Origin of the sequence: Haloplanus sp. GCM10025708 (assembly GCF_042663985.1) — an archaeon.
Classification (GTDB): domain Archaea; phylum Halobacteriota; class Halobacteria; order Halobacteriales; family Haloferacaceae; genus Salinirarus; species Salinirarus marinus.
In genome coordinates, this window is the sequence record NZ_JBHSZA010000011.1 from 1,757,392 (window position 1) to 1,783,339 (window position 25,948).

A 25,948-nucleotide genomic window follows, 5' to 3' on the forward strand; every position below is an offset into this window, starting at 1 on the left:
GGGTCATGCGGCCGCCTCCGCGAACGCCGTGAGATCCTCGCGCGTTCCGACGGCGAACAGTTCGTCGCCGCCCGCCAGTTCCTGCGACCCGCGCGGGGCGAACTGCCAGCGGTCGCCGTGTCGGACGGCGAGTATCACCACTCCGTACGTGTCGCGGACGCTCGCGTCGCCGAGGGTCGTCCCGTCGAGCGCCCCGCCCTCGCGGAGCGTGTACTTCCGGACGCGGTTGCCCGCCCGTCGGAGCAGGGAGATGAGTTCGTACTCCCGGCGCGTCCCGCGCGACCGGACGACCAACCGGGACTGGGTGGCCCCGAGGAGCGCCTCCGCGTCCGCGGCGGCGACGGCGACGGTCACTCGCCCCTCGCCACCGACGACGTCGCGCGCGGGGGCGACTCGACGTCCGCAGCCGAAGGCGTTTCGACCCCGGCCTCGCCGTCGCTGTCGGCGATTTTCACGCCAAGGACCTCCCCTGAGACCACGCGATCGGCGGTCGATACCGTCACCTTCTCGCCGCGGTCGAGCCCTGTCGGGACGAGCGCCGACACCGAGACGCCGCGCTTGCCGGGCGGGACGCGCTTCGAGAGGCCGCCGACGGGGGCGCGGCGGCCACCGTCGCCCGCGCGCGTTCGTCGAGGGTGACCGAGACGTCCGCGAGGTCGTACTCGGTCCGGAGGCGGTCGGCCACCCGCGTCTCCAGCTCCGCCAGGGGGACGTCGGCCGGAAAGGTCCACGACCCCGATTTGAGTTCCTCGCGCAGGTCCGCGGGAATCGGCGGATACCCCTCGATGTCGCCGACGTCGCCCGTGACAGTCACGCGGACCTGTCCGCGCCCGCCGACGAGTTCGACCACGTCCGTCGAGAGCGTCCGTTCGGTGAACCGCTTGAGCGAGAGGCGTCGCGGCAGCGACGCGCCCATCCTGTCGCCGGCGCTGTGTGCGTACAGTGACCCCATGAGGACGACGATGAGCGCCACGCTCAGTCGGACGCGGTCCTCGGACCCGGTGAACGTCGGATCGTTCAGCGCCAGCAAGCCGCCGTTGACGCCGGCGAGGGCGACGGCGAGGACGACGACGGCGAGCGCCGGCACCGTCACGCCGGTGACGTACTTGAACACGAAGCCGAACGTCCACGAGACGAGCGCGGGGATGATGCCCGTGAGAACGCCAAGGTAGAGGCCGTAGACGATTTCGATTGGCAGAGACGCCATACCCGAGTCATCTCGGGCGACCGATAAACCGCTGTCGGGGAGTCCGCCACGTCGCCGCTCCGTCGGCGAGCGAGGCCCCTACGGTCGGCCGCGATCGACGACGGCCACGTCGCAGGCGACGTCGTGCAGGCGTTCGAACGTGGGCGGCGAGACGAACCGCGACGCCCTCGACCGCTCTCGGCTCGACCCGACGACGAGCAGGTCGTAGCCGCCGGCGTTCGCGTCGATGAACTCCGTCACCTCCGACCGAGCGACCCGCGTCTCGACGTCGACGTCGACCGTCTCCGCGAGGTCGGCGAGGCGTTTCTCGGCCGGGCGGCGCTCGACCTCCCGGTCGATGCACGTACAGACGCTCACGGTTCCGGACCGGCCGACGAGGCGGGCGGCGAAGTCGAGCATCGCGTGGGCGGTGTCGCCGGGGCGGGCCACCGTCACGAGGACGCGCTTCCAGCGTCGCCGCCCCGTGGTCGACCGGAAGGCGACGGCGTCGACGGGGCTCTCGAAGACGCCGCGGACGTACTGCGAGAGCAGGCCCCGGTCCTCCTCGTACGGCGTGATCACGAGGTCGCAGTTGGCGTTGCGGACCGTCTCGATGGTGGTCGGGACGGGATCGCCGCGGGCGACGACCACCTCGCAGGGGACGCCGACCTGCGTGCGGATCGTTCGGGCGGTGGCTTCGAGGCGGGTGGCGGCCTCCCCGGCGTCGGCGTCCGCGTTCGACTCCGGCGCGACGTCGAGGAGGACCACCTTCCCGGCCTCGTGGGCGGCGGCGAGACGCGCGGCGAAGACGGCCGTCACCTCGGCCGTCTCGCCCCGCATCGGGACGAGGACGTGGTCGTCGCCGCGGGCGGTGTCGTAGAGGTACTGCGCCCGCCGCTCGTAGAACGTCTCCCGCCAGACGGTGAAGACGGCGGCGACGAGCGCCGTCGAGAGGGCGACGCTGAGGACGTAGACGGTGGCTCCCGAGACGGACGCCCCGAAGAGGGTCGCACCCCGACCCGGGCCGATGACGAGGACGAGCAGCGCGGAGGAGAACGCCGACGGCTCCTCGACGTCCAGCGCCCACGTCGCCACGCCGGCGAGGAAAATCGAGAGCGCGGCGCTCTCGGGGTGGATCATCGAGGGCGGCCCGTAGACCATCGTGGTCACGGCGAGCGCGATCCACCCGCACACCGCCCCGACGGTGAGACCGACGACGAACTTCACCGGCGAGGCGTACTGCCCCTCGGGATCGGAAAAGAGCGTGTACGTTCCGGACGCCAGCGGCGGGAAGAGGAGAAAGGAGAGTTCCTCCAGGGTGTTGGCGACGAACGTGACGAAGGCGATGAGGAGGGGGACGGCCACCACGACGGTCAGGTGGAGGAGGTTGTTCGTGTTCTCGATCCAGCGGCTGAACGCCGCGAATTCACGCCGCTCGACGCGACGCAGGCGACGCAGGATTCCGACGAGGCGGGCGACCACCCGGTCGAGCATCCTCAGGCGAGGGCCGTCACGGCGTCGAGCCCGATCCGGATCATCCGCTCGACGTTGTTTCGCGCCTTCGCCGGTAACTCCTCGTCGCCGTCGGCCCCCTTCTGGGTCCCTTTCACGAGGTTGCCGTCGACGGTACAGATCGCGCCCGCACGGAGCCCGCGGCGGCGAGCGAGCGAGAACAGCGACGCGGCTTCCATCTCGATGGCCAGCAGCCCGGCTTCCTCCCAGTCGTCGACGTAGTCGTCCTCGGCGTAGAAGGCGTCGTCGGTGACGACGGGGCCGACGTGGACGTCCTCGCCGTTGTCCTCTGCGGCGTCGACGAGCGCTCGCAGCGCCGCGAAGTCGGGGACGGCCGGATACGTCTGGCGCTCGTAGCGCTCGGTCGTCCCCTCCTCTTTGGCCGCGCCGGTGGCGACGACCATGTCGCCGACGTCGATCTCGCGCTGGAGCGCGCCCGTCGTCCCGACGCGGAGGAACGTCTCGACGCCCACGTTCGCGAGTTCCTCCACGGCGATGGCGGCCGACGGACAGCCGATGCCCGTCGAACAGAGCGTGAGGTCGGTCCCCTCGTAGGTGGCGTTGACCACCTTGTACTCGCGGTTGTGCGAGAGCTCGACGACGTCGTCACAGTGGCCGGCGATTCGGTCGACTCGACCGGGGTCGCCCGGCAGCAGTGCCACGTCGTTGGGGTCGCCGTCCGCCAGGAGGAGGTGAGGCTGCTTCGACATACGTCCACGTCGCCCGGCCGCGAGTATAAATTGTGTCGTCCGACTCAGACGCGGTCGGGGTCCGACGGCGGCCCGGATCGGTAGTCGAAGACGGCGAGGACGCGCCGGATCGCGATCCCGACGAGGAAGCTACAGACCGCGATCGGGACGCCGAAACCGAACGCGACGGCCGTCGCGACGCCGACGGCGTCGGGCAGCGAGACGACGGCCGTCCCCCACGAGTAGGTGACTTCGGTGCCGTAGCGCGTGACGGCCGCACCGAAGACGGGTGCCGAAACGAGGAGCGTGGTGGGGAGAAGCCCCGAGTTGCGCGCGGCGCTCACGGCCCCCAGTCCGACGAGGAGGGCGACGGCGAGGAAGACGACGAGAGAGGGGTTCGTCCCGTTCCAGGTCCCGCGAACCCACCCTTCGAGCGCGGCGTAGCCGACGCTCGTCCCGACCCACCAGGCGGTCCCGAGGGCAAGCAGCGGGGCTACGAGCACCGCGAGGAGCGACAGATCCGGCCGCCTGCCGAGAAGCCCGGTTCGGACGGGGCCGGTGACGACCCGTTTGACGGGACCACCGAGCAGGCGGCGCGTTCGCGACCCGCTCGTCGCCGCGAGCGAGCGACCCCGACGCCACGTCAGTCGGAGCGCTCGTCGGAGCCAGCGCGCCGCCGTCCCGAGTAGGGAGGCGGTCCGCGCGAGGGCGGTCGTGAGGAGGAGACGGCCGTTGCGACTGCCGTGTGGAGGGAGGACGCGTCAGGGCGCATCGATCCGGTGTTGCCAGCGAACTGTTATATTAGTTGGCATCGCGCGAACCGGACTCCCGCCCGATCAGTCGCTCGACAGCAACGCCTCGACGGCGTCCCGGTCGATCGAGACGCGCGCGCCCACTCGCGTCGTCGCGAGCGCACCGCAGGCGTTCGCCACCGCGAGCGCCCGGTCATACTCCCTGCCGTCGACGCGGGCGGCGACGAACCCGGCGGCGAAGGCGTCGCCCGCGCCCGTCGTGTCCGCTACGTCGACGTCGAAGCCGGGGTGCGTGTACGTCCGTTCGGGCGTCCGGACCTCCGCGCCGTCGGCCCCGCGTTTGACCACGAGGACGCCCTCGGAAACGCTCGGGACCGTCTCCAGCGCGACGCTGGCTTCCTGGCGGTTGAGCAAGAGGAAGTCCGCCGCGCGCAACGTCGCCGCGTAGTCGCGGTCGCGGATGCGTCGCCCGGGGTCGAAACTCACGCCGACGCCCGCGTCGTTCGCGCGGCGGGCGAGTTCGGCCGCCGTCTCCGGGGCCTGGCTCGTCAGGTGGAGGTGGTCGGCGGCCGCGAGGTCCGATCGGGGAGCGCCGACGCCTCGAACCGCTCGTTCGCACCGTCGCTCCCGAACACCATCACCTCGCCCGCCCGGTCGACGACGAGATACTTCACCGTCGTCGGGGCGTCGGCCACCTCGACGACGTGCGTGCAGTCGACGCCGGCGTCGGTCAGGTCGTCTCGTGCTGCGCGGCCGCGGTCGTCGGTGCCGACGCTCCCGAGGAGCGACGCCGACACGTCGAGTCCGGAGAGGGTCGCCGCGACGTTGGCCGCGCTCCCGCCGCCGCCGGTCGTCTGCGCCTCGATGCGCGCCTCCCCGTCGGTGACCGGGAGGCGGTCCACGCGGAGCGTGACGTCCCAGTTGACGTGGCCGGCGCAGATGACGCGACTCATGGGAAGGGAGTCGGGGGAGATCGCCAAAAATCCCGCCGGTGAGCGGTCGCTCAGGCGACGGAGAACAGAATCAGATTGTGAGCCCCGGGGCCGAGACCGACCGCAGCGACGAAGCCCAGGAGCAACCGGCCCTCGGTCGGGTCCTCGCGGACGTAGTCGGCGAGCCAGACGACGAGCAGCGAGGCGAGGGCGAGTTTCACGAGGACGAACAGCCACGTCGACCCGACGACGTCGGCGGTGGGGAGTCCGGCCGCGAACTCGATGATGACACGCGAGAGCGGCGTTCGCTCGCCGAAGCCGAGGACGTCGACGCCGACGGCCGTCGAGACGCCGTCGAGGGCGTGAGCGACGACGGCGAGGACGCCGACGCCGTCTGTCACCCGAACGGCGGGGCGAAGCCGCGTCAGGGCCGTCCACGTCGCGCCGGCGATCGAGAGGGCGACGACGAGGCCGACGCCCGGCCAGAACAGGCGGAGCGTCCCCCGGTGCAGGCCGATCGAGAGGGCGGCGGCGAGGGGCGGGAGGGCGGCGACGACGCCCGCGGCGGCGATTGCCGTCGCGGCGTCGTGGCGCGTCGCGTTCGCGCCGACCCACACCGCGCCGGCGACGACGGCGACGGAGGCGTACACCGAGGGCGTCCCCGCCAGCGGTCGGAGGGAGGCGGGGAGGACGCCCAGCACGTAGAGGACGTGGACGGCCGACCCGGCGACCATCCAGGGCGCGAACGCGACGACGACCCGGTCGGTGACGGCCGGCCGCTCGCGGGCGAGGGCGACGACGACGCCGCCGAGGCCGACGAGCAAGGCGAGGAGATACGGAAGCGGCGGGAGCGCGAACCCCTCCGGCAGGACCATACGGAGACGGCGTCCGGCCCCGTGGAAAGCCTTGCGTTCGAGTCCGGCCCGACGCGGCGGTCGAGTCCGGCCCGACGCCACGATTAAGACGCCGGCCCGCGAGGGGACGGGCATGACCCTCGACCGACTCGCGGCGGCGGAACTGGACCCCGATCCGGAGGAAGTCGTCAGCACGGAACTCGCCGTGACCGACGACGTCCTCGTGAAGGCGTTCGCGCTGGGACCGGGGGCGGAACTCCCCGCGCACGAACACGCCGACAGCACGAACGTCTTCCACGTCCTCTCGGGCACCGTCACGGTGATCCAGGGCGACGAGACGGAGGCGGTCGACGCGCCGGGCGTCGCGATGCACGAACGCGGCGTCGACCACGGCGCGCGAAACGAGACGGACGAGGTCGCCGTCTTCACGGCGAGTCTCTGTCCGCTGCCCTGACCGCCACACCGGATTTCGTTGCCACCGTCGCAACCCCCATAGGCGACGGCGGCCAAACGAGGCCATGGCCCGCGTCACGGCGAGCGCTCGCGTCCACTTCGGCTTTCTGAACCTGAGCCTCGCCAACGAACGCCTCTACGGCGGCCTCGGCGTCGCCCTCGATCAGCCCCGGGTGGCGGTGACCGCCGCCCGGGCGTCGGGCGTCGACTGTGCGGACCCGACCGCCCGGGAGTACGCCCGTCGCGCCGTCGACCTGCTGGAGGTGCCGGGAGCCCGCGTCCGGATCGAGGAGTCGTTCCCCCGGCACGTCGGCCTCGGCAGCGGCACGCAGTTCGCCCTCGCGACGCTCGGAGCGATCGCGGACGCCTACGACCGGACGCCAGCGGTTCGCTCGCGAGCGCCCGCCCTCGGCCGCGGCGGGCGGTCGGGCGTCGGCGTCGCCGCCTTCGAAGACGGCGGCTTCGTCCTCGACGCGGGACACCCGACCGCGCGATTCACGACGGCACCGCCGGCCGACGGCGACTGGACGGTTCCGGCGGTGGCCGCCCGCCACGAACTCCCCGACGACTGGCGGTTCCTGCTCGTCGTGCCCGACGTCGACGCCGGACGAAGCGGGACGCGCGAGGAGTCGAGCATGCGCGCCGTCGTCGAGGGTGCCGATCCGGCCCCGAGCGACCGCATCGCGGGGATTCTCACGCGCCGACTGCTCCCCGCGGTCGCGGAGGGCGACGTCGAGCGGTTCGGCTCGGCCGTCGCCGAAATCGGCCGCCTCAACGGCGCGTGGTACGCCGACGAACAGGGCGGCGTCTACCGACCGCCGGTGGGCGAACTCGTGGCGTCGCTGTCGTCGTCGGCCGCCGTCGACGGCGCGGGCCAGTCCTCGTGGGGGCCCGCCGTCTACGGCGTCACCGACGCCGACCGCACCGAGGCGGCGGCGAACGCCGGCCGGAACGCCCTCGACGCGGCCGGCCTCGACGGACAGGTGCGCGTCGTCAGCGGTCGGAATCGGGGCGCGACCCGGAGCCACGCCGAACGCCACAACGCCTAACTCCGGGGACGGGAAGGTCTACGCATGGCCACCATCCCGTTCGGGATCGCGCGCCTCGACTCGATGATCGGCGGCGGCGCACCGTCCGGCAACGTCGTCCTGTTGACGGGCGAGGCGGGGGCCGGGGCCCGCGAGTTTCTCTACACGAGCGCCGCGATGAACAGCGTCGTCCACACGGATCCGGACCTGTTCGACCTGCATTACGGCGACCTCCACGAGGACGCCGAACCGCCGCCGGAGGTCCACTACGTCTCGTTCACGGCGGACGAGGAACACCTGAAAGAGGAGATCGCGTACACGCTGTCGGACGACGTCGCCGCGTCGGCGATCGATCACCTGGAGTTCCGAAACCTCTCGCCGGAGTACTTCCAGTTGAGCCCGATCCCCCGCGAGTGGTATCTGGGCGAAGCGCAGACCATCGACGACCTGGGAAGGGAGGCCGGACACGAGGGGGTCCTCACGGCGCTTAGCGACTACCTCAACGAACACGCGGCGGACAACCTCGTCGTCATCGACTCCGTGACCGATCTCGTGGCGGCCATCAGCGACGACATGGCCTGGAGCGACATCACGCTCGTGATGAAAGGCATCCAGAAGGCGGTCCGCGAGTGGGACGGACTCGTCCTCCTGCTCGTGAACGAGGAGTCGCTGGAGCCGACGGAGCTCGGTCACCTGATGGACGCCGCCGGCGGCACGTTCCAGTTCCACTGGGAGACGGGAGGGTCCAAACGCGCCCGGACGCTGGTCGTCAAGGAGTTCCGGGGCGTCCTCTCGCGGCTGGAAGCGGAGAACATCATCCGCTTCGAGACGGAGATCCACGAGGGCGGCTTCGACATCAGCGGCGTCCGAAAGATCCGATGAGCGCGGACGCCGGCGACCGGAACCATCCTGGCGACCAATACTTAAGAGCGGGGCCCGTTTCACCCGAAAAGATGGCAGGCGAGCAGTCGGAAGCCTTCCCCGACGAACTGCGCGAGTGGGTCGAGGAGAAGGCGGACGCGCTCGACGCGACGCCGGAGGAGGTACTCGCCCGGGCCGCCCTCGTCTACCGGCTTCTCGACGAGGAGGGCGACGTCGAGGCGGCGGCCGACGTCGACGAGCGTCTGACGGACGTCGACGAGCGACTCGCGCGACTCGAAGACGAGTTCGACGAGAAACTCCAGGACGTCCGCGACCGCGTGGTTCAGGTCAAACGCGAGGCGGACGCGAAAGCGCCCGAGGACCACGGCCACCCCGAACTCCGCGAACGGGTCGCCCGCGCCGTCGAGACGGCCGACGACGCCGCCGCCGCGATCGAGGACGTCGAGGACCGCCTCGACCGTGGCTTCGACAACTACGAGGAGATTCTCGACTATCTCACCGAGACGACGGACGAACTGGACGAGAAACTGGACGCCCTGGCGAGGGCGGTCGTCGACGTGCAAAACGCGACGGCGACGCTCGAAGCGGAGCGGCGGAACCGCGCCGCGGTCGCCGAACTCGCGCAGGAAGCACACCGCCACGGCGAGACGACGGCGAACTGCGAGGACTGCGGACGGACGGTCCGTCTCGGACTGCTCTCGCGTCCGACGTGTCCGTACTGCGAGGCGAAGTTCGTCGAACTCGAACCCGGGCGGGGGTTTTTCGCCGCCGCGACGCTGGTGACCGGCGACCGACCCGCGCTCGAAGGCGACACGTCGGAACCGCCCGAGACGCCCGCCGACCTCTTCGGGGAGGGAGACGATGAGTGACGACGCGGTCGACGAGGACGACAGAGAGCGCGCCGCGGCGGAGCGCGACGACGCCCCGCTCTCCGAGCTGGCACGCGAGGTGCGCGAACGCCGCGAGCGACTCGAACGCGAGGAGGAGGCGGAAACCGAAGACGACCCCTTCGAGCGGGTCGACGTCGGCGACGTCGACAGCGAGGCGGTCTGGGAGGCCGTCGTCGAGGGCGGGGAGCGTGCGGACGTCGAACGCGTCGGCGTCGGCCGGGAACCGGAGCGGGTCGCGGCGGAGACCGACGAGGGGACGGAGACGCTGGTCTCGAAGCGGGAGTACTGCCAGCGGTGCCCTCACTTCACGGAGCCGCCGGAGGTCGCCTGCACCCACGAGGGGACCGAGATCGTCGAAGTCGTCGACAACGACACGTTCCGGGTCCGGAACTGTCCGATGATCACGACCGGTCGGGAACCCCGAAGTTCGAGTGACCTTTCAGTCCGGACGCCCAGGAGCAACAACGATGCAGTTCTGTGACGACTGCGGTTCGATGATGGTCTCTCGCGACGGGGAGATGGTCTGTACGAACGACGACTGCGGCAAGACGAGCGAACGCGACGAGGAACGCGCCGCGCAGTTCGTCTCCACCCAGGCCCAGAGCGAGGACGACGTCATCGAGACGGAGGAGGGGCGGAGTTCGAGGGGAAACCGACGGCGACGGACGTCACCTGCGACGAGTGCGGCCACGGCGAGGCGTGGTACACCATCAAGCAGACGGCCTCCGCCGACGAGCCGCCGACGCGATTCTTCAAGTGCAAGGAGTGTGGCTACCGCTGGCGCGAGTACAACTGACCGACCCGACGGGTTCTTGACGGGACGGCGAGAACGGTCCGTATGGTTTCCGCCCTCCGTTCGCGCCTCCGGCCGTGGCACGCCCTGATGGTCGCGGTGTTTCTCGCTGGCACCGCCGTCTCGCTCTGGCGGGCCGGCGAACCGCTCGGCCCCGCGCTCGTCTTCGGGGCGGTCCTCCGGGGGCTGTTCGGCCTCGTCCTCTTCCAGTTCACCGTCGGAAACGTCTGGGCGTACGCCGTCGAGTATTACAACGCGGGCGGACGGTGGACCGACCTGCCGTTCGTCCTCCCGTTCGCCGTCGCCGGCCTCGCCGCCGCCGCGGCGCTCCTCGTCGCGAGCGACCTCGCCCTCGCGGCGTGGGCCGGGTTCTGGACGTTCGTCGTCGTCGCCGGCGTCGTCGCCGTCGCCGCCTGGTTCGCCGTCGGCTATCGCGACGCGCCCGCCTGAATCGACGCGGGTCGGCGAAGCCCACATTTACCCCTGAGCAGTCACAACCTTTCCCATGGTCGAACACTGCGACAAGTGCGGGACGGAACTCGGCGAATCGCAGGCGCGCCACCAGCGATACCGGATGGAGAGCGCGGCCGACCCCTCGGACGTGACGGAGGGGTGTCTCTGTTCGGACTGTTTCTGGGAGTTCGAGGAGTGGCTCGAAGCCGAGTCGGCGTGATCACAGCGCCGACGCCAGAAAGTCCGCGACCCTCGTCGCTACCTTCCGTTCCTGTCCGGCGAAGAAGTGGTCGCCCTCGACGGCGTCGACGGTCGCTCCCGTCTCCCTCGCCGCCTCGACGACGGCCTGCCAGTCGGCGGTGTCGTCGCGGGTGCCGTAACACACCTGGACCGGCACCGAGATCGCGTCGACAGCGGCGGCGACGCTGGCGCCCCCGTCGAGGTGGCTGACGGGCGCGAGGGCGCTCACTGCGTCGAGGCGGACGTCGCCGGGATCCGACGCGGTCAGGAGGGCGACGCCGCCGCCGAAACTGTAGCCGAAGAGGCCGATCCGGTCGTAGCGCGACGTCGCCCACCGGAGGGCGTTGCGGGCGTCGGCGCGTTCGCCGCGGCCCTCGTCCCACGGGCCGTAGTCGAAGCGGAGGCAGTCGACGCCCCGCTCGCCGAGCGTATCGCCGACGGCGCGGAGGCGGCCGTCGCGGCGCGACCCCCGTGTCGGGGGTGTGGCGGACAGGCGACGACGACGGCGTCGCCGCCGGCCGAATCGAGCGTCGCGCGAACGTCGCGGCCGCCGGGGACGAGGACCGTCACGCCGTCGGCTACGGCGAACGGGGCGAAATGAGTTACGCCTCTCGGTGGGGGACGTTTTAACCCACGAGGGCCAAAGAGAGGGTATGGGAATACTCTCGCGGGCTTCGTACGTCGTCCGGTCGAAGCTCAACGCCCTCCTCAACCGCGCCGAGGATCCGACGGAGACGCTCGATTACTCCTACGAACAGATGCGCGACGAACTCCAGCAGGTGAAACAGGGCATCGCGGACCTGACGACGCAGAAAAAACGGCTCGAAATCCAGAAGCGACGCCTCGAAGAGAACGTCGAGAAACACAACGAACAGGCGAGGGAGGCCGTTCGACAGGACCGCGACGACCTCGCGAGGGAGGCCCTGGAGAAGAAAACAGAAGATGTCCCAGATAGAGGACCTCGAGGGCCAGATCGCCGACCTCCAGTCGACGCAGGACGACCTGGTCGAGAAGAAAACGACCTCCAGAGCCGCATCGAGGAGTTCCGCACGAAAAAGGAGACGATGAAGGCGCGCTACGAGGCCGCGGAGGCGTCGACGCGCGTCTCGGAGGCGATGAGCGGCGTCGGCGACGAGATGGAGGACGTGGGGCGCGCCATCGAACGCGCCGAGGAGCGGACCGACGAGATGGAAGCCCGCTCCGAAGCCATGGACGAACTCCAAGAGACCGGCGCGTTCGAGGACGCGATCTCCGACAAGGACGAAATCGACCGCCAGCTAGAGACCGGGCGCACGTCGAGCGAGGTGGACGCCGAGCTGGAGACGCTCAAATCGGAGTTGGGAGCGGAAGCGGGAGCGGAAGCGGAGACGGAGGCGGAGTCGGAAAGCGAACCGCCGGCCGTCGAAGACGCGGCGGACGAGGAAGTCGAGGCCGAACTGGAGGAGCTGAAAGACGAGACCGAGGAGTCCTGACGCGTTCTACGCCTCCGGGTCCATGTCGGCCACTCGCTTTACGCGCAGGGCCTTGAAGCCGACGAGGCCTTCGTACCCCTCCTCGGACATGAGGACGGGGAAGAACGGTTCGTCCGCCGTGAGCACGTCGCCGCCCCGGCGAGCGAACGCCTCGCCCGCCTCGACGCGTTCGAAGTTCGTCGCGTCGACCTCGTAGCCGGAGCCCTCGACGGCGTCGAAGACGTGGTAGATCTCGGGCGGCGTCTCGAGTCCCGACGCCGGTTCGTCCAGTGCGCCGAGAGAAGCGAGGAACTCGGTCAGGATCTCGTAGGCGTTCTCGGCCGCCCGGACCGTCCCCGTCAGGCCGCACTCGACGGCGACGCCGTCGACGTGGTCGATGAGCCCACCGGAGACGTGGCCGATGTCGACGACCTTCGAGATGCCTGTCGCGGCGGCGAGGCGGAGCGTCCGGCCGTCGACGCGCGGGACGAGCACGAACGGGTCGGGGTACGAGTGCGTGGAGTGGAGATCAAGCACCCGGCAGTCCCCGACGGCCCGGAGGAGAGATGCCGCGAGTCTCCCCTCGTAGCTCTCGCCCCCGGGTCGCCCGGGAACGCCCGGTTCAGGTTCTCGTCGACGTGTCCGACCCCTCGCCGGCACGCCCGGGGGTTAGCGACGACGAACGCGGTCGGCGTCCGGAGGTCGCGACCCTCGTCGAGAAAGCGCCGCATCGCCAGTTCGCCGCAGGGTTCGTCGCCGTGGACACAGCCCACGACGGCTAGCTGTGGCTCGTCGCCGCCGCGGACGTCCAACACCTCGGGCTCGTCCGTCATCCGTGCTCACAGTCCGTGGATTCGATGTCGATTCGCTTCTCGATCGTGACGGGGAGGTTCGGCGGGTCGACGACGACCGTCAGCCGCGGGGTGCGGTCCTCCATCCAGTCGACGTAGGCGAACTCGTCGGGGACGTAGACCCAGATCGGCATGAAGACGTTGTGGTTCGACGTGTAGTGGTCGAGTTGCAGACGGGCGCTGCTCCGACGGATAGGGTGGATCCGCTTGTCCGCCGTCGGGCGGTACGCGAGGTTGTCGTAGTCCGTCGACGGCGGTCCGTCGTCGCCCGTGTCCAGCAACGCGGCGTCGTTGGCGTAGCTCGTCACCTCGACACCGGGGAGGTCGTCCTCGGCGTCGTCGGGGACGATACGGACGTTCTCCGGGGGCCAGAAGTGGACCCACCACACCAGCGGTTTGAACATGACGTATCCGTCGTACCGCAGGAGGAGAAAGAGCAGCTCGTACTGGCCACTGCAGAGGTCGAGCACCGGCAGTTCGTCGGCCGTTCCGCCGTCGGCTTGCGTCTCGCCGGCGTCGTCCGAGTCCGCGTCGACCGTCCGGAGTTCGTGGAGCGTGATCCCCTCCCAGTCGTCGAGGTCCTGGTCGTCTACGTTGACGTGCCGATCGTCGAACTCGACGACGGCGACGAGGAGGTCGTCGTCCCAGAAGTTGAACGTGAGCCACGAGAGGATGTAGTCCTTCCTGAAGAGGGTGACGAGGGTGGCGACGAGGACGACGACCTGTACCGCGAGGCCGAGGACCATGCGGAACTGACGGGCGTCGAACCAGATAAAGACTCGGGCGGGGTTATCGAGCGCCGGTGCCCGCCGGCGAGTCGGCCAGTCGGATATCGCCGCCGGTCAGATCGACGCCCTCGTACGCGTCGTCGGCGAGCAACAGCGACCCGTCGAGGTCGGCGTAGTCGAGGAGCGGCGCGAGGTGGCAGGCGGCGGCGATGGAGGCGTTCGACTCGATCATACAGCCGAGCATCACCTCAAGGCCGTGTGCGCGGGCGGTGTGGATCATCCGCCTGGCCTCCCGGAGGCCGCCACACTTCATCAGTTTCAGGTTGGCGATGTCGACGCGGTCGGCGATCTGGGGGACGTCTTTGAGCGTCACGCAGGACTCGTCGCCGGCGATGGGGAGGGGCTCCGCTCGTAGACGAACTGCAGGCCCTCGCGGTTCTCGGCGGGGACGGGTTGCTCGACGAACTCGACGCCGTAGTCGGCGAGCCACTCGCATTTCCGGACCGCTTCGCGGGGCGTCCACCCCTCGTTCGCGTCGACGCGGACGGTCGCGTCGGGGGCGGCGTCCCGAATCGTCTCGACGAGTTCCCGGTCGCGGTCGGTGCCGAGTTTCACCTTCAACACGGGATAGCCGGCGTCGACGGCCGCTTCGGTCTTCTCGCGCATCGTCTCGGGGTCGTCGATGCCGATGGTGAAGGAGGTTTTCGGCGTCTCCGTGGGGTCGAGACCCCAGAGACGATAGAGGGGGACGCCGAGGCGTTTCGCCGCCAGGTCGTGGAGCGCGACGCTGACGGCCGACCGGGCGGCGGGGTTGTCGTTGACCGTCTCTCGCATCCGGCGCTCGATGCGGTCGAGGGCGTGCGGGTCGCCCACCCGTTCGACGACCGCGAGGAGGTCGGGGAGGACGGCTTCGACGGTGTCGGCCGTCTCGCCGTAGTGTGGTGAGGGTGCGGCCCCGCCGACGCCGGTCATGCCAGCGCCGTCGGAGACGCGGACGACGACGTTCTCGGCGGTGGACATGGTGCCGCGGGCGATGGTGAAGTCGTGTTCGAGGGGAGCGTCACCCGTTCGAACTCGGTTTCGAGCGTCATCGGAGGGCGTCGAGCACCTCGGCGGCGTCGAATCGAATCGGGTCGGTCGCCGGCGCGTCGAGTTTCTCGGCGTAGGCGTCGAGCACCTCGCGGGCCGCCGCGTCGCCCTCGACGCTCGACGTGTTCAACATCCCCGCGACGACCGCCGCCTCGCTGACGGGGGCCGCGAGGTCCTCGTAGAGGTCGACGTACGTCTCGACGGATGGGAGTTCGAACTCCTCGTAGCCGTGGATGACCTCCTTGCCCTCGACGTGACACAGGACGAGGGCGTCGGCCATGGCCCCGTGGAGGATGCCACACGTAACCGCCGAGTAGGCGGGGTGGACGATGCTCCCCTGTCCCTCGACGAAGAGCATCTCGTGTTCGTCGCCTTTCTCCAGGATCATCTCCTCGACGGCACCAGCGGTGAAATCGGAGACGACGCGGTCGATCGGATTGCCCCAGCCGGCGATCATGATACCGGTCTGGCCGGTGGGAACGAAGCCGGCGTCGATGCCGGCCTCGCGGGCCGCCTGGACGAGTTCGAGCGTCGCGGTCATCTTGCCCGTCGAGCAGTCGGTGCCGACGGTGAGGACGACGTCGGCGTCGACCTCGTCGGCGACGCCCTCGCTCACGCCGACGTCGGGGTGGGGTTCGCGCACGTCGTGGAGTTCCGCGCCGTGCATCGCCGCGAGATCGGCGAACTCCTCGTCCTCGCGGAGGAAGTAGTGGAGGCCGGCGACGACGTCACAGCCGTGTTCGAGCGCCGTCCGGACGTCGGCGCGCCACGACTCGTCGAAGCCGCCACCGATCGGCGCGATGCCGATGAGGAGGGCGTCGAGGTCACCCAGTTCGAGTGCGGCGTCCATGTCGGCGACGACGGGCGCGTCCTGCACGTCCGGCACGTGGTCGGCGGTGCGGGTCCCCGGCCGGTCCCGGTCGAGGACGGCCGCGACGTCGTAGTCGGCGTAGCGGAGGACGCCGACGGCGGTCTTGGCCCGATCGGGGAACTTCTCGTGTGCGAGGATGGCGACGGTCGAATCCGGATCGAGTGGCATACAAGACTCCAAACCGCCGGTCGGTAAAATCGTTGCCGTCGAACGCGTCCGGAGGTGATCGCGAGTCGGTGAGAGGTGTCGCCGCTCGGGCCAGCGGCGGTCGTGACGACCGCCTCACACCACCGCGAGGCGGGTCGTGAAAAACGAACGGAAGGCGTCGTCCAGTGCCGCCTCGGGGTCGCCGCTGGCGTCGACGGCCGCCGTGTAGTCGGCGTCGCCGTCGAGTTCCGCCACCATCTCCCGGTCGCCGACGAGGACGAGGCGATCCGGGTCGCGCCGGTCGAGCACTTCTCGGCATTCGTCGAGGTGGGCGGCGATCTGTTCCTCGCGGCGGCGTTCGAACCGGGACTGGGAGAAGCCGCCCTTGGAGTGGCTCCCCTTCACGTCGCTCTCGACGGTTTCGAGGTCGCGTCGCTCGCCGTCCTCGTAGACGCCGAACGCGAACTGGTCGGAGCGAACGAGAGCGAACGCGAGGCGGCCGACCGGTCGGAACCACGACTCGTCGAGGCGGAATCGCTCGCCCCACTCGACGAAGGTGTCGGGTGCCAGCGGCGGCGTCAGGGCGACGCTCACGAGGCGGGCGTCGTCAACACACGCGAGACAGGGCGCGGCGCGCTCGACGAGGGCGGCGTCGTCGCCGAGGAGGTCGCGAACGGGGTCCGGAACGGCGTCGTCGACCATCGCCGTCAGCGCGCCCTCGGGACCCGCGTCGACGCTCCGCAGGCGGTCGAGGACGGCCGCGAGCCGGTCGCCGCGGAGCGACTCGCGCCGACGGAAGTCGAGCGTCGTCTCCGCCGCCTGCTGGTCGAGTTCGTCCTCCAACTGCTCGATTCGGTCTTCGAGGCGGTTGATTCGTTCCTCGGCCTCCTGTCTCTCGGTGACGGCTTCCGAGCGACGCTCCGACTCGGCGTCGAGCTGGCGCTCCAGATGGTGTTTCTCCTCTTCGAGTTCCTCGATGCGCGCTTTCAACTCCGCCCGTCCGAGGAGTTCGTCCAGCATAGCACACCGCGCGTGGTCCGGACACTTCTACCCTGCGGCGTGGCGTCGCCTCGGAGCGGCCGCCACACCACGTCTACTCCGCCACGTCGCCGCGAACCACGTCGCCCGGATCGTAGCCGGCGTACCGGAGCAGTTCGTCCGCCCGGTCCGCCTTCGCCAGAAACACCTCGCATCGGTCGGGGAGGCCCGACTCCGCGAGGTCCGACGGGAGCGCCAGCGTCCCGGTCGGGACGTTCTCGTCGCCGAGGACGGGGAAATGCGTCCCGTCGAGTTTCATCACCAGCGGTAGGTCGACGCGCTCGACGCCGTCGCCGGTAGCGTACAGTTTCTGATTCACCCGTTCGTGGTCCGCCTGCTGAATGACCGCCCGGTTGCCGTCGTGCGGTTCGACGTACAGACGACCGAGGTAGTAGCCGCTCGAGAACTGTTCGAACATGCTGTGCATGTGAATGTCACCCGTGGGGCGGCATAAGCCTTGTCGGAAGGTTATTTGTAGAACGACAAACTGCCAGGTAGCGGCGCCGTCACGCCGTTCCGAGCCAGCCCGTGTATCCGACTGCGCGGTGGAACTTCCACTGGAGGAGGTAGACGGGAAACGGGACGGCCGGGAGGACGGCGACGGCCCAGATGGTGGGAAGGCCCGCGAGGAGCGTCCAGACCAGACTCGCCGTGCCGACGATAGACACACACGCCGTGCCGAGCAGGTAGGCGTGATAGAGGACGTCCGCGCGGGAGCGCTGTTCCTCGGTGTAGATTCGGCGGCCGAAGGCGATGGCGAGGGGACCCATCAGCGCCAGCATCGCCGAGAGGAGGAGGGTGACCCGTTCGAACAGCGGGGAGACCATACCGGGACTCCCGTCCAGACGGTCAAAGAACCACCGACGAGGGACAGCGGTCCCTCACTCCGCCGCGGTCATCGACCAGACGGCGACGAAGCCGAGGAGGACGGCGGGCAGCAGCGGGAGGACGAGCATCGCGGCTCTGAAGCCGAATCCGAGGTGTGCCGGGCCGGCGGGCCGGAGGTAGATGAGACCGGGGACGAGAAGCGTCGAGAAGACGACGGCAGCGACGAGGAGCCACCCCTTGCGGCCGAACCCCGACGATTCGGACGACTGGTCGGCGGCGACGCTCCCGTCCGAGCGGTGGACGTATCCGCCGTCGGTCAGGTCGTCTCCGGCGTCCGTCGCCTCGCTCCCGGCGTCAGAGTTCACTATCGGGGATTACCACCACTTTCCCAAAGCCCTCACGGTTTTCGAGGAGTTCGTGGGCGCGGGCCGCCTCGCTCATCGGCAGCGTCTCGCGGATGCGCGGTTCGAAGGTGCCGTCCCAGACGAGTTCGAGGGCGTCGTCGACCTGGCCGGGCGTGGCCATCGTCGATCCGATGACCTCCAGTTGGTTCCAGAAGATGCGGTTGATGTTCGTCTCGGGCTGTCCGCCGGTCGTCGCGCCGCAGGTGACGATACGGCCGCCCTTGGCGAGGCTCTTGAGCGAGTCGCTCCACGTCGCCGCGCCGATGTGGTCGACGACCATGTCGACGCCGCGGCGACCCGTCAGGTCCCGAATCTGGGCCGCGAAGTCCTCGTCTTCGTAGTTGATGACGTGGTCGGCACCGCAGTCCTCGGCGTATCCGAGTTTCTCGTCGGTGCTGGCGGTGGCGTACACTTCGGCTCCGACGTAGTCGGCAATCTGGACGGCGGCGTGACCGACGCCGCCCGACGCGCCGAGGACCAGAATCTTCTCGCTGGGCTTCAGTTCGCCCCGGTCGAGGAGCATCCGCCACGCCGTCTGGAAGACCAGCGACGCGGACCCCGCGACCTCCCAGTCGACGCCCTCCGGGACGGGAACGAGGTTGTCCTCGGGGACGGCCGCCTTCTCCGAGTGGACCCCGCGGGTGTGTTCGCCCTTGATCTGGAAGCGCACGCACATCGACTCCTCGCCGTGGCGGCAGAACTCGCAGTCGCCGCAGTAGAGGCCCGCCGTAACGGCCACCCGATCGCCGGGTTCGAAGCGAGTGACGCCCTCGCCGACCTCCTCGACGACGCCCGCGCCGTCGCTGCCGGGGATGTGGGGCATGTCGAGGTCGATGCCGGGCATCCCGCGGCGCGTCCACACGTCCAGGTGGTTCAACGCACCCGCCTTGATGTCCACCAACACCTCGTCGCGGTCGATCTCCGGGTCCGGGAAGTCGCCGTACTCGATGACGTCGCGGTCGCCGTGTTCCGAGAACTGAACGGCCTTCATGTCAGGGTCCTCCGTAGCGAAGGGTAAAACCCTATGGTTACGCTCGTCGTCTGCCTCTGTTTCGTCGTTCGACGAAACGCCGGCGCGGCGAGTGGGCGACTACGCGCCGAGGAGCGCCCACCCGTGCGTACCGACGGCGATAAGCCCGTACGCCAACAGGACGCCCGCGCCGAAGTACGGCGGTTCCTGGCGCACGTCGTGGAAGCCGAGGCGGTGTCTCGCCTTCGTCGCACCGGCCTTGGCTCTGCCGTCGCTGATCGTGAACCGGGCGATGGCTATCAGCAGCGTCACCGCCTGCCCTTCCGCCCCCGCCTGGACGGCGAAAAAGACGAGCAGGCCGACGTACGCGCCGAGTTCGAGGGAGTGTACCTCGGTGAACGTCAGGTGGCGAAACACCGGCAGATCCGGACGGACGGGGTGGTCGTCGTCCTCCGGCAGCCATCGGAGTGACATGCCCTACCGTATGGAGTTGTCAGCATAAAAACATATCGTCGGGCGGAGTCCGGCGGCCGTCGGCCCCGCGTCGACGTGCCACAGTATTAGTGACGGGCCGACGAACGGCCGGGTATGAGCGATGACCGCGCCAGCGACGACCGCGGACGGGGAGATCACAGTGACGACCACGCACACGGCGACCACCACACGCACGGCGACCACGACCACCACGCACACGACGTCTCGACGCTGGGCGTCGCCGTCGTGACAGTCTCGACGTCCCGGAGTCTCGACGACGACCCTTCGGGCGACGCCATCGTCGAGGCGGCGACGGGGGCGGGCCACGAGGTGGCTACGCGCGAACTCATCGACGACGACTACGACGGCGTACAACAGACCGTCGACGCGCTCTCGCGACGGGGAGACGTGGACGTCGTGGTGACGACGGGCGGTACGGGCGTCACCCCCGACGACGTGACCGTCGAGGCGGTAACGCCGCTGTTCGGGAAGGAACTGCCGGGCTTTGGCGAACTGTTCCGCCGCCTCTCGTACGACGATATCGGGACGAAAGTCATCGGAACGCGCGCCGTCGCGGGCGTCGTCGACGGGACGCCCGTCTTCTGCCTCCCGGGGAGCGAGAGCGCGGCCCGCCTCGGCGTCGAGGAGCTGATCCTCCCCGAAGCGGGTCACCTCGCCGGGCTCGCCACGCGCGACTGACCGCCGACAGACGGACTGTCGCTCCCTTGCCCTTTAAGCCGACCGAGGAGAAGAGTCGAATATGAGCAAGCAGGAACGCACGGAGAGCCCGCTCGAACACGAGAAAGACCCGCGGCTTCGAAGCCGCGAAGTCACGGAGGGCGCGACCGCGCGCCTCACCGGTCGATGTTCCGCGCGATGGGGTTCGACGACGAGGATCTGGAGTCGCCGATGGTGGGCGTCGCCAACCCCGCCGCCGACATCACGCCCTGTAACGTCCATCTCGACGACGTCGCCGCCGCGGCCATCGAAGGCGTCGACGAGGCGGGCGGGATGCCCATCGAATTCGGCACCATCACCATCTCCGACGCCATCTCGATGGGGACCGAGGGGATGAAATCCTCGCTCATCTCCCGGGAGGTCATCGCCGACTCCGTCGAACTCGTCGCGTTCGGCGAACGCATGGACGCCCTCGTCACCGTCGCCGGCTGTGACAAGAACCTCCCCGGGATGATGATGGCGGCCATCCGGACGGACCTTCCCTCCGTCTTCCTCTACGGCGGCACCATCCTCCCCGGCCACCACGAGGGCCGCGACGTGACGATTCAGGACGTCTTCGAGGGCGTCGGGGCCGTCGCCGACGGCAAGATGAGCGAGGAGGAACTCGACCACCTCGAACGCGAGGCCTGTCCGGGCGCGGGCTCCTGTGCCGGGATGTACACGGCGAACACGATGGCCTCCATCAGCGAAGCCCTCGGCCTCGCACCGCTCGGGTCGGCCTCCGCCCCCGCGGAGTTCGAGGAGCGCTACGACATCGCCCGACGCGCGGGCGACGCCGTCCTCGACGCCGTCGAGAACGACCGCCGCCCCTCCGACGTCATCTCGAAGAAGTCCTTCGAGAACGCCATCGCCCTGCAGGTGGCCGTCGGCGGGTCGACCAACGCCGTCCTCCACCTGCTCGCGCTGGCGGCGGAGGCGGGCGTCGATCTCTCCATCGACGAGTTCGACGACATTGCCCGACGCACGCCGAAGATCTCGAACCTCCAGCCCGGCGGCACGATGGTCATGGCCGACCTCCACGAGGAGGGCGGCGTGCCGGTCGTCCTCCGGCGTCTGCTGGAGGCCGACCTCGTCCACGGCGACGCGATGACCGTCACCGGACGAACGATAGCCGAAGAGCTGGAGCGACTCGACCTGCCGGCGGACGACGAAATCGACTCCGATCTCCTTCGCCCCGTCGACGACCCGTTCCACGAGGAGGGAGCCATCAAGATCCTGAAGGGGAACCTCGCGCCCGACGGCGCCGTCCTCAAAGTGACGGGAGAGGAGGGCTTCTACCACGAAGGCCCGGCCCGCATCTTCGAGAACGAGGAGGACGCCATGGAGTACGTCCAGGAGGGGAAATCGAGTCGGGGGACGTCATCGCCATCCGCAACGAGGGTCCGCAGGGCGGGCCGGGGATGCGCGAGATGCTCGGCGTCACCGCCGCCGTCGTCGGCCAGGGCCACGAAGACGACGTGGCGCTTCTCACCGACGGCCGGTTCTCGGGGGCGACCCGCGGCCCGATGATCGGCCACGTCGCGCCCGAGGCGTCCGCCGGCGGTCCGATCGCCCTCCTCGAAGACGGCGACGAGGTGACGGTGGACATCCCGAACCGGACCCTGGAGATGGACGTGAGCGACGAGGAACTCGAACGCCGCCGCGAGGAGTGGGAGCCCCACCCGCCGAAGTACGAGACGGGCGTCCTCGCGAAATACGGCCGGCAGTTCGGCTCTGCCGCAAACGGCGCGGTGACGAACCCCGGCGTCAAGGAGGACTAGTCGTCGAGCGTCGCCAGCGCCTCGTGAACGCCGACGACGAGCGCGGGGACGACGACCATGAACAGGTGCTCCTCTATCGGGATGCCGAGCAGTTCGACGCCCGTCCGGAGGGGATGGCGAAGACGCCGACGCGGAGCGTGTACCAGTCCCAGACGTAGGCGACGGGATAGAGAACGACGACGGTGCGGGCGGCGGCGCGGAACGCGCGGGCGTACGCCAGGAGCGCGACGGCGACGACCCCGAAGGTGACTTCGGTAGCGAGGTAGGTGTACGGACCGAGGACGCTGATGTCGGGGAGTGGGGAGAGCGGTCGAAACCGGACGGCCACGACGAGGACGGCGAAAAAGAGGTAGGTCGCCCGCACGAGCAACATCGTGGCGAGTCCGGCACCGGCACGTCGAGCGACGACGGCGACGACGGCGAACGGGACGACCGCGATCGCCGCACTCGACGGGAGCACCGACGCCGCCGAGAGGGCGACGACGGCGACCATGCCGGCGGCCATCAGGGCGTACGCGAGGCGGCGTGCTCGCCGACGCCCCAAGACGACGGCGACGGTGCGCTTGTCGATGGAGCGGTCGTACGCGTAGTCCGTCTCGTCGTCGACGATTTTGATGCCCGAGAGGACGACGACGAAGACGGCGGCGAGCGAGACGGCCGCGGGCGAGAGCGCTGTCACCTGGGCGTAGTAACCGCCGAGCAGCGACACGCCGACACCGACGGGGTAGCCCGCCGTCGCCGTCAGCGGGTGGGTGTCGAGCTGCGGCGCGTGGAAGTAGCCGAGGAGCCAGCAGGGAACCGTCACCAGGGCGGCACCCCACCCGACGAGCAGTCCGAGCGCCGTCGTCGCGAGACCGAACCCCGCGGTCGCGCCGACGAGGCCGAGCCGACACCCGGTGCGGGTCAACGGATGCTCGTCGTCCTCGCCGCGGACGTAGAAGTCGACGTAGCCGTCCTTGACGTGGGCTGTGTAGACGGCACAGAAGACGCCGGCGGCGTGGAGGGCGGCGAGCGACGGCGCGAGCGACGGCGCGAGGACGCCGCCGAACGCCGACGCCGCGAGCGGCGGGAGCATGAAGACGGGGTGGACCTGCGAGGCGAACGCTCCGGCCGCCTTCCGGATGCCGCGGCCGTGTCGGGAGAGCGACATCTACAGGGGAGAGGAACTGCTGACAGTAATAGCAGGCCGGCGCGCCGGAGGAGTCGGGAACAGTGTCCCGGTCGCGTTAGAACGGTGCCAGCGGCCAGTTCGCACCGCCGATGGCGAGCAGAACGAGCGCGCCGCCGGCCAGCGCGGCGTTTTTCAGGAAGTCGTTCCTCTCCGACTGGCGCTGTTGTGGGTCCTCGACGTTCCAGAAGTCGTGCATCGTCGGCGTCGCCACGAGGAAGAAGGCGACCAGCGCACCCGCCGCGAGGATGGGGAGGACGCCGAGGACGAGGGCGATACCGCCCGCGATGAGCAACGCGCCGGACCCGAGGACGGCCAGTCGGGGGAAGGGAAGGCCCTTCGACTCCGCGTACCCGGTCATCGCGTCGGACTGCTGGAAGTGGTTCAGGCCGGTGAACGCGAGGACGCCGCCGAACAGGACGCGCCCGAGGAGGAACGCGACGGGACTGACGGTTTCGAGCGCCATTATCGGCGTCCCTCCGTCAGAGTCGTGTTCGGGAAACGCTTCGAACGTAGCTGAACGTCTGCTTTCATTACGTTACCTACTTGGTTCCAGAACCTATTTATCTCCTTGGCGACACGAATGACAGTAGGTAACGGCGATGTCATCGATGCATTCAGAATCTGACGAGACGGTAGAGAAGAATCCGGACGCCTGCTCGGTCGTCGAGGCGCTCGACCGAATCGGGTCGCAGTGGCGGCTCATCGTGCTGCACGACCTCCAGGAGGGCGAGAAGCGATTCAACGACCTCCAGCGCTCGACGGGGGCGAACTCCCGGACGCTCTCGCGGGTGCTCGACGACCTCGAGGAGGCCGACCTGATCGACCGCCGCGTCGAAGACCGACCGATCGCGACGTATTACAGCCTCAGCGAACCCGGGGAGCGCCTCTGTCCCGTTTTCGACGAACTCGAACGCTGGGCCGACGACTGGCTACAGATCGCGCCCGCCGACGCGGACTGAACCGTCCGGACCGGCGTCACGGAGCGACCGCCGGAACGATCGGACGTCGTGACCGGCCCGTATCCGTCGGGGACACGTCCGCACCGCCCGTCCCCGGCCCGCACTCTTTATTTAGTTGTTTGACAATTATTGACAGTGCCAATGAGCCAATCACGACTGGAGACGGGATCACTCACCCCGCTCCACTGGGCCGCGGTCGTACTGGCAGTCGTCACCGGCGTAATCCACCTCGTTCTCGGCGTCATGTTCTTCCCCGGCGGGCTACCGGTAGCGTTCCTCCTCGCCGGGGCCGGCTACTTCGGCGCGGTCGTGTTGTTCCTCCGGAACTACCGTCGGCGACAGCTCTATCTCGCCGGCGTCGGCTACACCGCTCTCCAGATCGTTCTCTACCTGCTCGTCAACCAGCGCTCCGACCCCGCCGTCTCCCCCGTCGAGGGGATAGACAAGGCGGCGCAGGTCCTCTTGATAGTCGTCCTCGTCGTCCTCTACCGGCGCGGGGGTAACCCGCGTCGACCGAGTTACCGGATCGTGTCGGCGAGTCCCGTCACGGCTCCGGAGTCCGATAGAGGAAGTCGTACTGGTGGGCGACGTAGCTCAGTTCCCCGGTTTCGAGCTGTCGGCGTCGCTTCCGGAGCCAGTCGTCCGCATCCGGACGGTCGAGGTCACCGGATTTCGATGCGTTGCCCGTCGAACCGCGTTCGACGGCGTCGGCGACGAACTCCAGGATCGCCGCGAGAAACGCCGCCTCCCGAGCGGGGTAGGAGCCGTCGCGAGGCCGGACCACCCAGTCCGAGGACGCGATCGAAAGCAGGTCGCCGCCGCGTTCGCGCAGGTGGTCGAGCAGGTGCCGGCCCGCGCGGGCGTCGCGCCCCGGTTGCCCGTCGATATGGTCGTGGTAGGCCGCCTCGACGGCCGCGTCCGCCGGGTGGTCGGGCTGAAAGACGGTCGCGCCGTCGAAGGTGAACGGCGCGTAGACGAGCCCGCCGGGGCGAAGCGCCGCCTCGAAGGCGTCGAGCGCGTCCGTGATGGGAACCAGATCGAGGAAGGAACTCGCGACGAGGAGGTCGGCCCGTTCGCCGTCGAACGCCGAGAGGGCGTCTCCCCGTTCGAACCTGACGTCGAGCGCGTCCAGGTCGAAGCCGCCCTCGACGGGATCGGCGTCGAGTTCGGCCGCTCGCCCGTCGCGGGCGCGGGCCAGCACCTCGCGAGACCGGTCGACGCCGCGGTAGGTCCCCGCTACGCCCCACTCGACGAGGCGCGCGACCATGGCTCCCGTCCCGACCCCGGCTTCGAGAATCCGCGGTTCGGGCGGGAGTTCGTCGAGCAACCGATCCCGGACCCGGGGGAGAGCGCCCGGTCGTCGACGGTCCGTTTGGCGTCGAGGTAGTCGGCGTCGGCGTGGTCCATCGCCTCAGAGGTCCCGGCGGTGGCACGCCCACGCGGTTTCGTCCTCCCACATCCGGACCGCGAGTCGCGTCGAGGTCCCCGTCTCCAGCGCGTCGACGACGCGGTCACCGAACAGTCGGGCGAAATGCTCGACGCTCGGATTCAACCCGTCGAACTCCGGCAGGTCGTTCAGCAACGCGTCCCGGTATCGCCGCTCGATCCGGTCGAGCGCCTCGTTCACGGCGTCGATGTCGACGAGGTAGCCGTATTCGGTCAGTTCGGGGCCGGCGAACCGGAGTTCCGCCTCGAAGTGGTGGCTGTGGACGTCGCCCTCGGGACCGGGATTCGGCACGGTGAGGTAATGCTGTGCGACGAAGTCCCGGCTGACGCCGAGTTCGTACATGGGCGCAGTACTGCGC

25 protein-coding genes and 10 pseudogenes are annotated in these 25,948 nt (G+C 69.6%); 12 read left to right on the forward strand and 23 right to left on the reverse strand.

Translation table 11 applies throughout. The annotated features are described in order from the left end of the window. Positions 1-3: 3 nt before the first annotated feature. The 6 genes and pseudogenes from ACFQJD_RS12910 to ACFQJD_RS12935 form a co-directional block, all read right to left on the reverse strand. Positions 4-1,207 (reverse strand): annotated as a pseudogene (locus ACFQJD_RS12910) (potassium channel family protein). Positions 1,208-1,285: 78 nt separating this feature from the next. Then, positions 1,286-2,680: a universal stress protein gene (locus ACFQJD_RS12915; RefSeq protein WP_379798734.1), complete on the reverse strand. Its 1,395-nt coding sequence runs from the start codon at positions 2,678-2,680 to the stop codon at positions 1,286-1,288. Between the two features lie 2 nt (positions 2,681-2,682). Then, on the reverse strand, positions 2,683-3,408 hold the full coding sequence (locus tag ACFQJD_RS12920) for a nucleoside phosphorylase (RefSeq protein ID WP_379798736.1): 726 nt from the start codon (positions 3,406-3,408) through the stop codon (positions 2,683-2,685). A gap of 44 nt (positions 3,409-3,452) precedes the next feature. After that, positions 3,453-3,890 (reverse strand): hypothetical protein, encoded by a 438-nt coding sequence (locus ACFQJD_RS12925; protein WP_379798737.1) that lies wholly within the window; start codon positions 3,888-3,890, stop codon positions 3,453-3,455. A gap of 333 nt (positions 3,891-4,223) precedes the next feature. Further along, positions 4,224-5,092 (reverse strand): annotated as a pseudogene (locus ACFQJD_RS12930) (carbohydrate kinase family protein). 50 nt (positions 5,093-5,142) lie between these two features. Then, entirely contained in the window at positions 5,143-5,946 is an 804-nt protein-coding gene (locus ACFQJD_RS12935) for a DUF63 family protein (protein ID WP_379798738.1), read from the reverse strand. 112 nt (positions 5,947-6,058) lie between these two features. Between ACFQJD_RS12935 and ACFQJD_RS12940 the strand changes: the two genes are divergently transcribed. The 8 genes and pseudogenes from ACFQJD_RS12940 (at position 6,059) to ACFQJD_RS12975 (ending at position 10,644) form a co-directional block, all read left to right on the forward strand. After that, positions 6,059-6,379, forward strand: a complete 321-nt coding sequence (locus ACFQJD_RS12940; protein ID WP_379798739.1) for a cupin domain-containing protein — start codon at positions 6,059-6,061, stop codon at positions 6,377-6,379. A gap of 64 nt (positions 6,380-6,443) precedes the next feature. Next, entirely contained in the window at positions 6,444-7,427 is a 984-nt protein-coding gene (locus ACFQJD_RS12945) for a beta-ribofuranosylaminobenzene 5'-phosphate synthase family protein (protein ID WP_379798741.1), read from the forward strand. A gap of 24 nt (positions 7,428-7,451) precedes the next feature. Then, positions 7,452-8,288, forward strand: a complete 837-nt coding sequence (locus ACFQJD_RS12950; protein ID WP_379798743.1) for an RAD55 family ATPase — start codon at positions 7,452-7,454, stop codon at positions 8,286-8,288. A gap of 71 nt (positions 8,289-8,359) precedes the next feature. Then, the gene (locus tag ACFQJD_RS12955; protein WP_379798745.1) at positions 8,360-9,157 is read left to right on the forward strand and encodes a CopG family transcriptional regulator; all 798 of its coding nucleotides are present in this window, start codon (positions 8,360-8,362) and stop codon (positions 9,155-9,157) included. After that, positions 9,150-9,659: a hypothetical protein gene (locus tag ACFQJD_RS12960; RefSeq protein WP_379798747.1), complete on the forward strand. Its 510-nt coding sequence runs from the start codon at positions 9,150-9,152 to the stop codon at positions 9,657-9,659. The genes ACFQJD_RS12955 and ACFQJD_RS12960 overlap by 8 nt, the downstream gene beginning before the upstream one ends. Continuing rightward, positions 9,646-9,974: pseudogene (locus tag ACFQJD_RS12965) on the forward strand (transcription factor S). Before ACFQJD_RS12960 ends, ACFQJD_RS12965 begins: the two are co-directional and overlap by 14 nt. A gap of 42 nt (positions 9,975-10,016) precedes the next feature. Continuing rightward, positions 10,017-10,421, forward strand: a complete 405-nt coding sequence (locus ACFQJD_RS12970) for a hypothetical protein (protein ID WP_379798749.1) — start codon at positions 10,017-10,019, stop codon at positions 10,419-10,421. 55 nt (positions 10,422-10,476) lie between these two features. Continuing rightward, positions 10,477-10,644 (forward strand): hypothetical protein, encoded by a 168-nt coding sequence (locus ACFQJD_RS12975; protein ID WP_379798751.1) that lies wholly within the window; start codon positions 10,477-10,479, stop codon positions 10,642-10,644. Here ACFQJD_RS12975 and ACFQJD_RS12980 read toward each other — a convergent pair. Then, positions 10,645-11,234: pseudogene (locus tag ACFQJD_RS12980) on the reverse strand (dienelactone hydrolase family protein). Between the two features lie 83 nt (positions 11,235-11,317). Between ACFQJD_RS12980 and ACFQJD_RS12985 the strand changes: the two are divergent. After that, positions 11,318-12,136 (forward strand): annotated as a pseudogene (locus ACFQJD_RS12985) (PspA/IM30 family protein). 6 nt (positions 12,137-12,142) lie between these two features. Here the strand turns inward: ACFQJD_RS12985 and ACFQJD_RS12990 are convergent. From ACFQJD_RS12990 to ACFQJD_RS13040, 11 genes and pseudogenes are all read right to left on the reverse strand, one after another. Beyond that, positions 12,143-12,652: a hypothetical protein gene (locus tag ACFQJD_RS12990; RefSeq protein ID WP_379798753.1), complete on the reverse strand. Its 510-nt coding sequence runs from the start codon at positions 12,650-12,652 to the stop codon at positions 12,143-12,145. Positions 12,653-12,768: 116 nt separating this feature from the next. Continuing rightward, positions 12,769-12,948 (reverse strand): annotated as a pseudogene (locus ACFQJD_RS12995) (hypothetical protein); the annotation flags it as partial. Further along, positions 12,945-13,712, reverse strand: coding sequence for a hypothetical protein (locus ACFQJD_RS13000; RefSeq protein WP_379798755.1), 768 nt, complete (start codon positions 13,710-13,712; stop codon positions 12,945-12,947). The gene ACFQJD_RS13000 and the pseudogene ACFQJD_RS12995, both read right to left, overlap by 4 nt. A 43-nt stretch (positions 13,713-13,755) precedes the next feature. After that, positions 13,756-14,785: pseudogene (locus ACFQJD_RS13005) on the reverse strand (dipeptide epimerase). After that, positions 14,782-15,822: a DUF1611 domain-containing protein gene (locus ACFQJD_RS13010; RefSeq protein ID WP_379798757.1), complete on the reverse strand. Its 1,041-nt coding sequence runs from the start codon at positions 15,820-15,822 to the stop codon at positions 14,782-14,784. The pseudogene ACFQJD_RS13005 and the gene ACFQJD_RS13010 overlap by 4 nt, the downstream one beginning before the upstream one ends. Positions 15,823-15,936: 114 nt before the next feature. Next, entirely contained in the window at positions 15,937-16,821 is an 885-nt protein-coding gene (locus ACFQJD_RS13015) for a Vms1/Ankzf1 family peptidyl-tRNA hydrolase (protein WP_379798759.1), read from the reverse strand. A gap of 73 nt (positions 16,822-16,894) precedes the next feature. Further along, entirely contained in the window at positions 16,895-17,257 is a 363-nt protein-coding gene (locus tag ACFQJD_RS13020) for a DUF5802 family protein (RefSeq protein ID WP_379800514.1), read from the reverse strand. A gap of 88 nt (positions 17,258-17,345) precedes the next feature. Further along, positions 17,346-17,666 (reverse strand): hypothetical protein, encoded by a 321-nt coding sequence (locus ACFQJD_RS13025; protein WP_379798761.1) that lies wholly within the window; start codon positions 17,664-17,666, stop codon positions 17,346-17,348. 54 nt (positions 17,667-17,720) lie between these two features. Continuing rightward, positions 17,721-18,032, reverse strand: coding sequence for a hypothetical protein (locus ACFQJD_RS13030; RefSeq protein WP_379798763.1), 312 nt, complete (start codon positions 18,030-18,032; stop codon positions 17,721-17,723). Continuing rightward, positions 18,022-19,062 (reverse strand): zinc-binding dehydrogenase, encoded by a 1,041-nt coding sequence (locus ACFQJD_RS13035; protein WP_379798766.1) that lies wholly within the window; start codon positions 19,060-19,062, stop codon positions 18,022-18,024. Before ACFQJD_RS13035 ends, ACFQJD_RS13030 begins: the two co-directional genes overlap by 11 nt. Before the next feature lie 99 nt (positions 19,063-19,161). Then, a complete protein-coding gene (locus tag ACFQJD_RS13040; RefSeq protein WP_379798768.1) occupies positions 19,162-19,515 on the reverse strand; it encodes a hypothetical protein in 354 nt (117 codons plus the stop codon). Between the two features lie 114 nt (positions 19,516-19,629). Between ACFQJD_RS13040 and ACFQJD_RS13045 the strand changes: the two genes are divergently transcribed. Together ACFQJD_RS13045 and ilvD are read left to right on the forward strand one after the other, a co-directional pair. Then, entirely contained in the window at positions 19,630-20,214 is a 585-nt protein-coding gene (locus ACFQJD_RS13045; RefSeq protein ID WP_379798770.1) for a MogA/MoaB family molybdenum cofactor biosynthesis protein, read from the forward strand. A 61-nt stretch (positions 20,215-20,275) separates the two neighbouring features. Beyond that, positions 20,276-22,013: pseudogene (gene ilvD, locus ACFQJD_RS13050) on the forward strand (dihydroxy-acid dehydratase). Here the strand turns inward: ilvD and ACFQJD_RS13055 are convergent. From ACFQJD_RS13055 to ACFQJD_RS13065, 3 genes and pseudogenes are all read right to left on the reverse strand, one after another. Beyond that, a pseudogene (locus tag ACFQJD_RS13055) lies at positions 22,010-22,341 on the reverse strand (lycopene cyclase domain-containing protein). The pseudogenes ilvD and ACFQJD_RS13055 overlap by 4 nt on opposite strands. A 129-nt stretch (positions 22,342-22,470) precedes the next feature. Next, a pseudogene (locus ACFQJD_RS13060) lies at positions 22,471-23,163 on the reverse strand (UbiA family prenyltransferase); the annotation flags it as partial. A 76-nt stretch (positions 23,164-23,239) separates the two neighbouring features. Then, complete coding sequence (locus ACFQJD_RS13065) at positions 23,240-23,647, reverse strand: DoxX family protein (protein ID WP_379798772.1); 408 nt, start codon at positions 23,645-23,647, stop codon at positions 23,240-23,242. Between the two features lie 136 nt (positions 23,648-23,783). Here ACFQJD_RS13065 and ACFQJD_RS13070 point away from each other — a divergent pair, with 136 nt between their 5' ends. Further along, positions 23,784-24,143, forward strand: coding sequence for a winged helix-turn-helix transcriptional regulator (locus ACFQJD_RS13070; protein ID WP_379798774.1), 360 nt, complete (start codon positions 23,784-23,786; stop codon positions 24,141-24,143). Between the two features lie 544 nt (positions 24,144-24,687). On the opposite strand, the gene ACFQJD_RS13075 is transcribed toward ACFQJD_RS13070, so the two are convergent. Continuing rightward, positions 24,688-25,470 (reverse strand): class I SAM-dependent methyltransferase, encoded by a 783-nt coding sequence (locus tag ACFQJD_RS13075; protein ID WP_379798776.1) that lies wholly within the window; start codon positions 25,468-25,470, stop codon positions 24,688-24,690. Between the two features lie 84 nt (positions 25,471-25,554). Beyond that, positions 25,555-25,932: a 6-pyruvoyl trahydropterin synthase family protein gene (locus ACFQJD_RS13080; RefSeq protein WP_379798778.1), complete on the reverse strand. Its 378-nt coding sequence runs from the start codon at positions 25,930-25,932 to the stop codon at positions 25,555-25,557. Positions 25,933-25,948: the final 16 nt, after the last annotated feature.

Excerpts from the sequence above, each read along its gene's own strand:
- ACFQJD_RS13070 (WP_379798774.1), top strand. The coding sequence starts at position 23,784 with ATGTCATCGATGCATTCAGAATCTGACGAGACGGTAGAGAAGAATCCG.
- ACFQJD_RS12935 (WP_379798738.1), bottom strand. The coding sequence starts at position 5,946 with ATGGTCCTGCCGGAGGGGTTCGCGCTCCCGCCGCTTCCGTATCTCCTC.
- ACFQJD_RS13010 (WP_379798757.1), bottom strand. The coding sequence starts at position 15,822 with ATGCCACTCGATCCGGATTCGACCGTCGCCATCCTCGCACACGAGAAG.
- ACFQJD_RS13020 (WP_379800514.1), bottom strand. The coding sequence starts at position 17,257 with ATGTTCGAACAGTTCTCGAGCGGCTACTACCTCGGTCGTCTGTACGTC.
- ACFQJD_RS13080 (WP_379798778.1), bottom strand. The coding sequence starts at position 25,932 with ATGTACGAACTCGGCGTCAGCCGGGACTTCGTCGCACAGCATTACCTC.
- ACFQJD_RS12950 (WP_379798743.1), top strand. The coding sequence starts at position 7,452 with ATGGCCACCATCCCGTTCGGGATCGCGCGCCTCGACTCGATGATCGGC.
- ACFQJD_RS13040 (WP_379798768.1), bottom strand. The coding sequence starts at position 19,515 with ATGTCACTCCGATGGCTGCCGGAGGACGACGACCACCCCGTCCGTCCG.
- ACFQJD_RS13035 (WP_379798766.1), bottom strand. The coding sequence starts at position 19,062 with ATGAAGGCCGTTCAGTTCTCGGAACACGGCGACCGCGACGTCATCGAG.
- ACFQJD_RS12920 (WP_379798736.1), bottom strand. The coding sequence starts at position 3,408 with ATGTCGAAGCAGCCTCACCTCCTCCTGGCGGACGGCGACCCCAACGAC.
- ACFQJD_RS12915 (WP_379798734.1), bottom strand. The coding sequence starts at position 2,680 with ATGCTCGACCGGGTGGTCGCCCGCCTCGTCGGAATCCTGCGTCGCCTG.
- ACFQJD_RS12955 (WP_379798745.1), top strand. The coding sequence starts at position 8,360 with ATGGCAGGCGAGCAGTCGGAAGCCTTCCCCGACGAACTGCGCGAGTGG.
- ACFQJD_RS13025 (WP_379798761.1), bottom strand. The coding sequence starts at position 17,666 with ATGGTCTCCCCGCTGTTCGAACGGGTCACCCTCCTCCTCTCGGCGATG.
- ACFQJD_RS12940 (WP_379798739.1), top strand. The coding sequence starts at position 6,059 with ATGACCCTCGACCGACTCGCGGCGGCGGAACTGGACCCCGATCCGGAG.
- ACFQJD_RS12945 (WP_379798741.1), top strand. The coding sequence starts at position 6,444 with ATGGCCCGCGTCACGGCGAGCGCTCGCGTCCACTTCGGCTTTCTGAAC.
- ACFQJD_RS13000 (WP_379798755.1), bottom strand. The coding sequence starts at position 13,712 with ATGGTCCTCGGCCTCGCGGTACAGGTCGTCGTCCTCGTCGCCACCCTC.
- ACFQJD_RS13065 (WP_379798772.1), bottom strand. The coding sequence starts at position 23,647 with ATGGCGCTCGAAACCGTCAGTCCCGTCGCGTTCCTCCTCGGGCGCGTC.
- ACFQJD_RS12970 (WP_379798749.1), top strand. The coding sequence starts at position 10,017 with ATGGTTTCCGCCCTCCGTTCGCGCCTCCGGCCGTGGCACGCCCTGATG.
- ACFQJD_RS12975 (WP_379798751.1), top strand. The coding sequence starts at position 10,477 with ATGGTCGAACACTGCGACAAGTGCGGGACGGAACTCGGCGAATCGCAG.
- ACFQJD_RS12960 (WP_379798747.1), top strand. The coding sequence starts at position 9,150 with ATGAGTGACGACGCGGTCGACGAGGACGACAGAGAGCGCGCCGCGGCG.
- ACFQJD_RS13015 (WP_379798759.1), bottom strand. The coding sequence starts at position 16,821 with ATGCTGGACGAACTCCTCGGACGGGCGGAGTTGAAAGCGCGCATCGAG.
- ACFQJD_RS13045 (WP_379798770.1), top strand. The coding sequence starts at position 19,630 with ATGAGCGATGACCGCGCCAGCGACGACCGCGGACGGGGAGATCACAGT.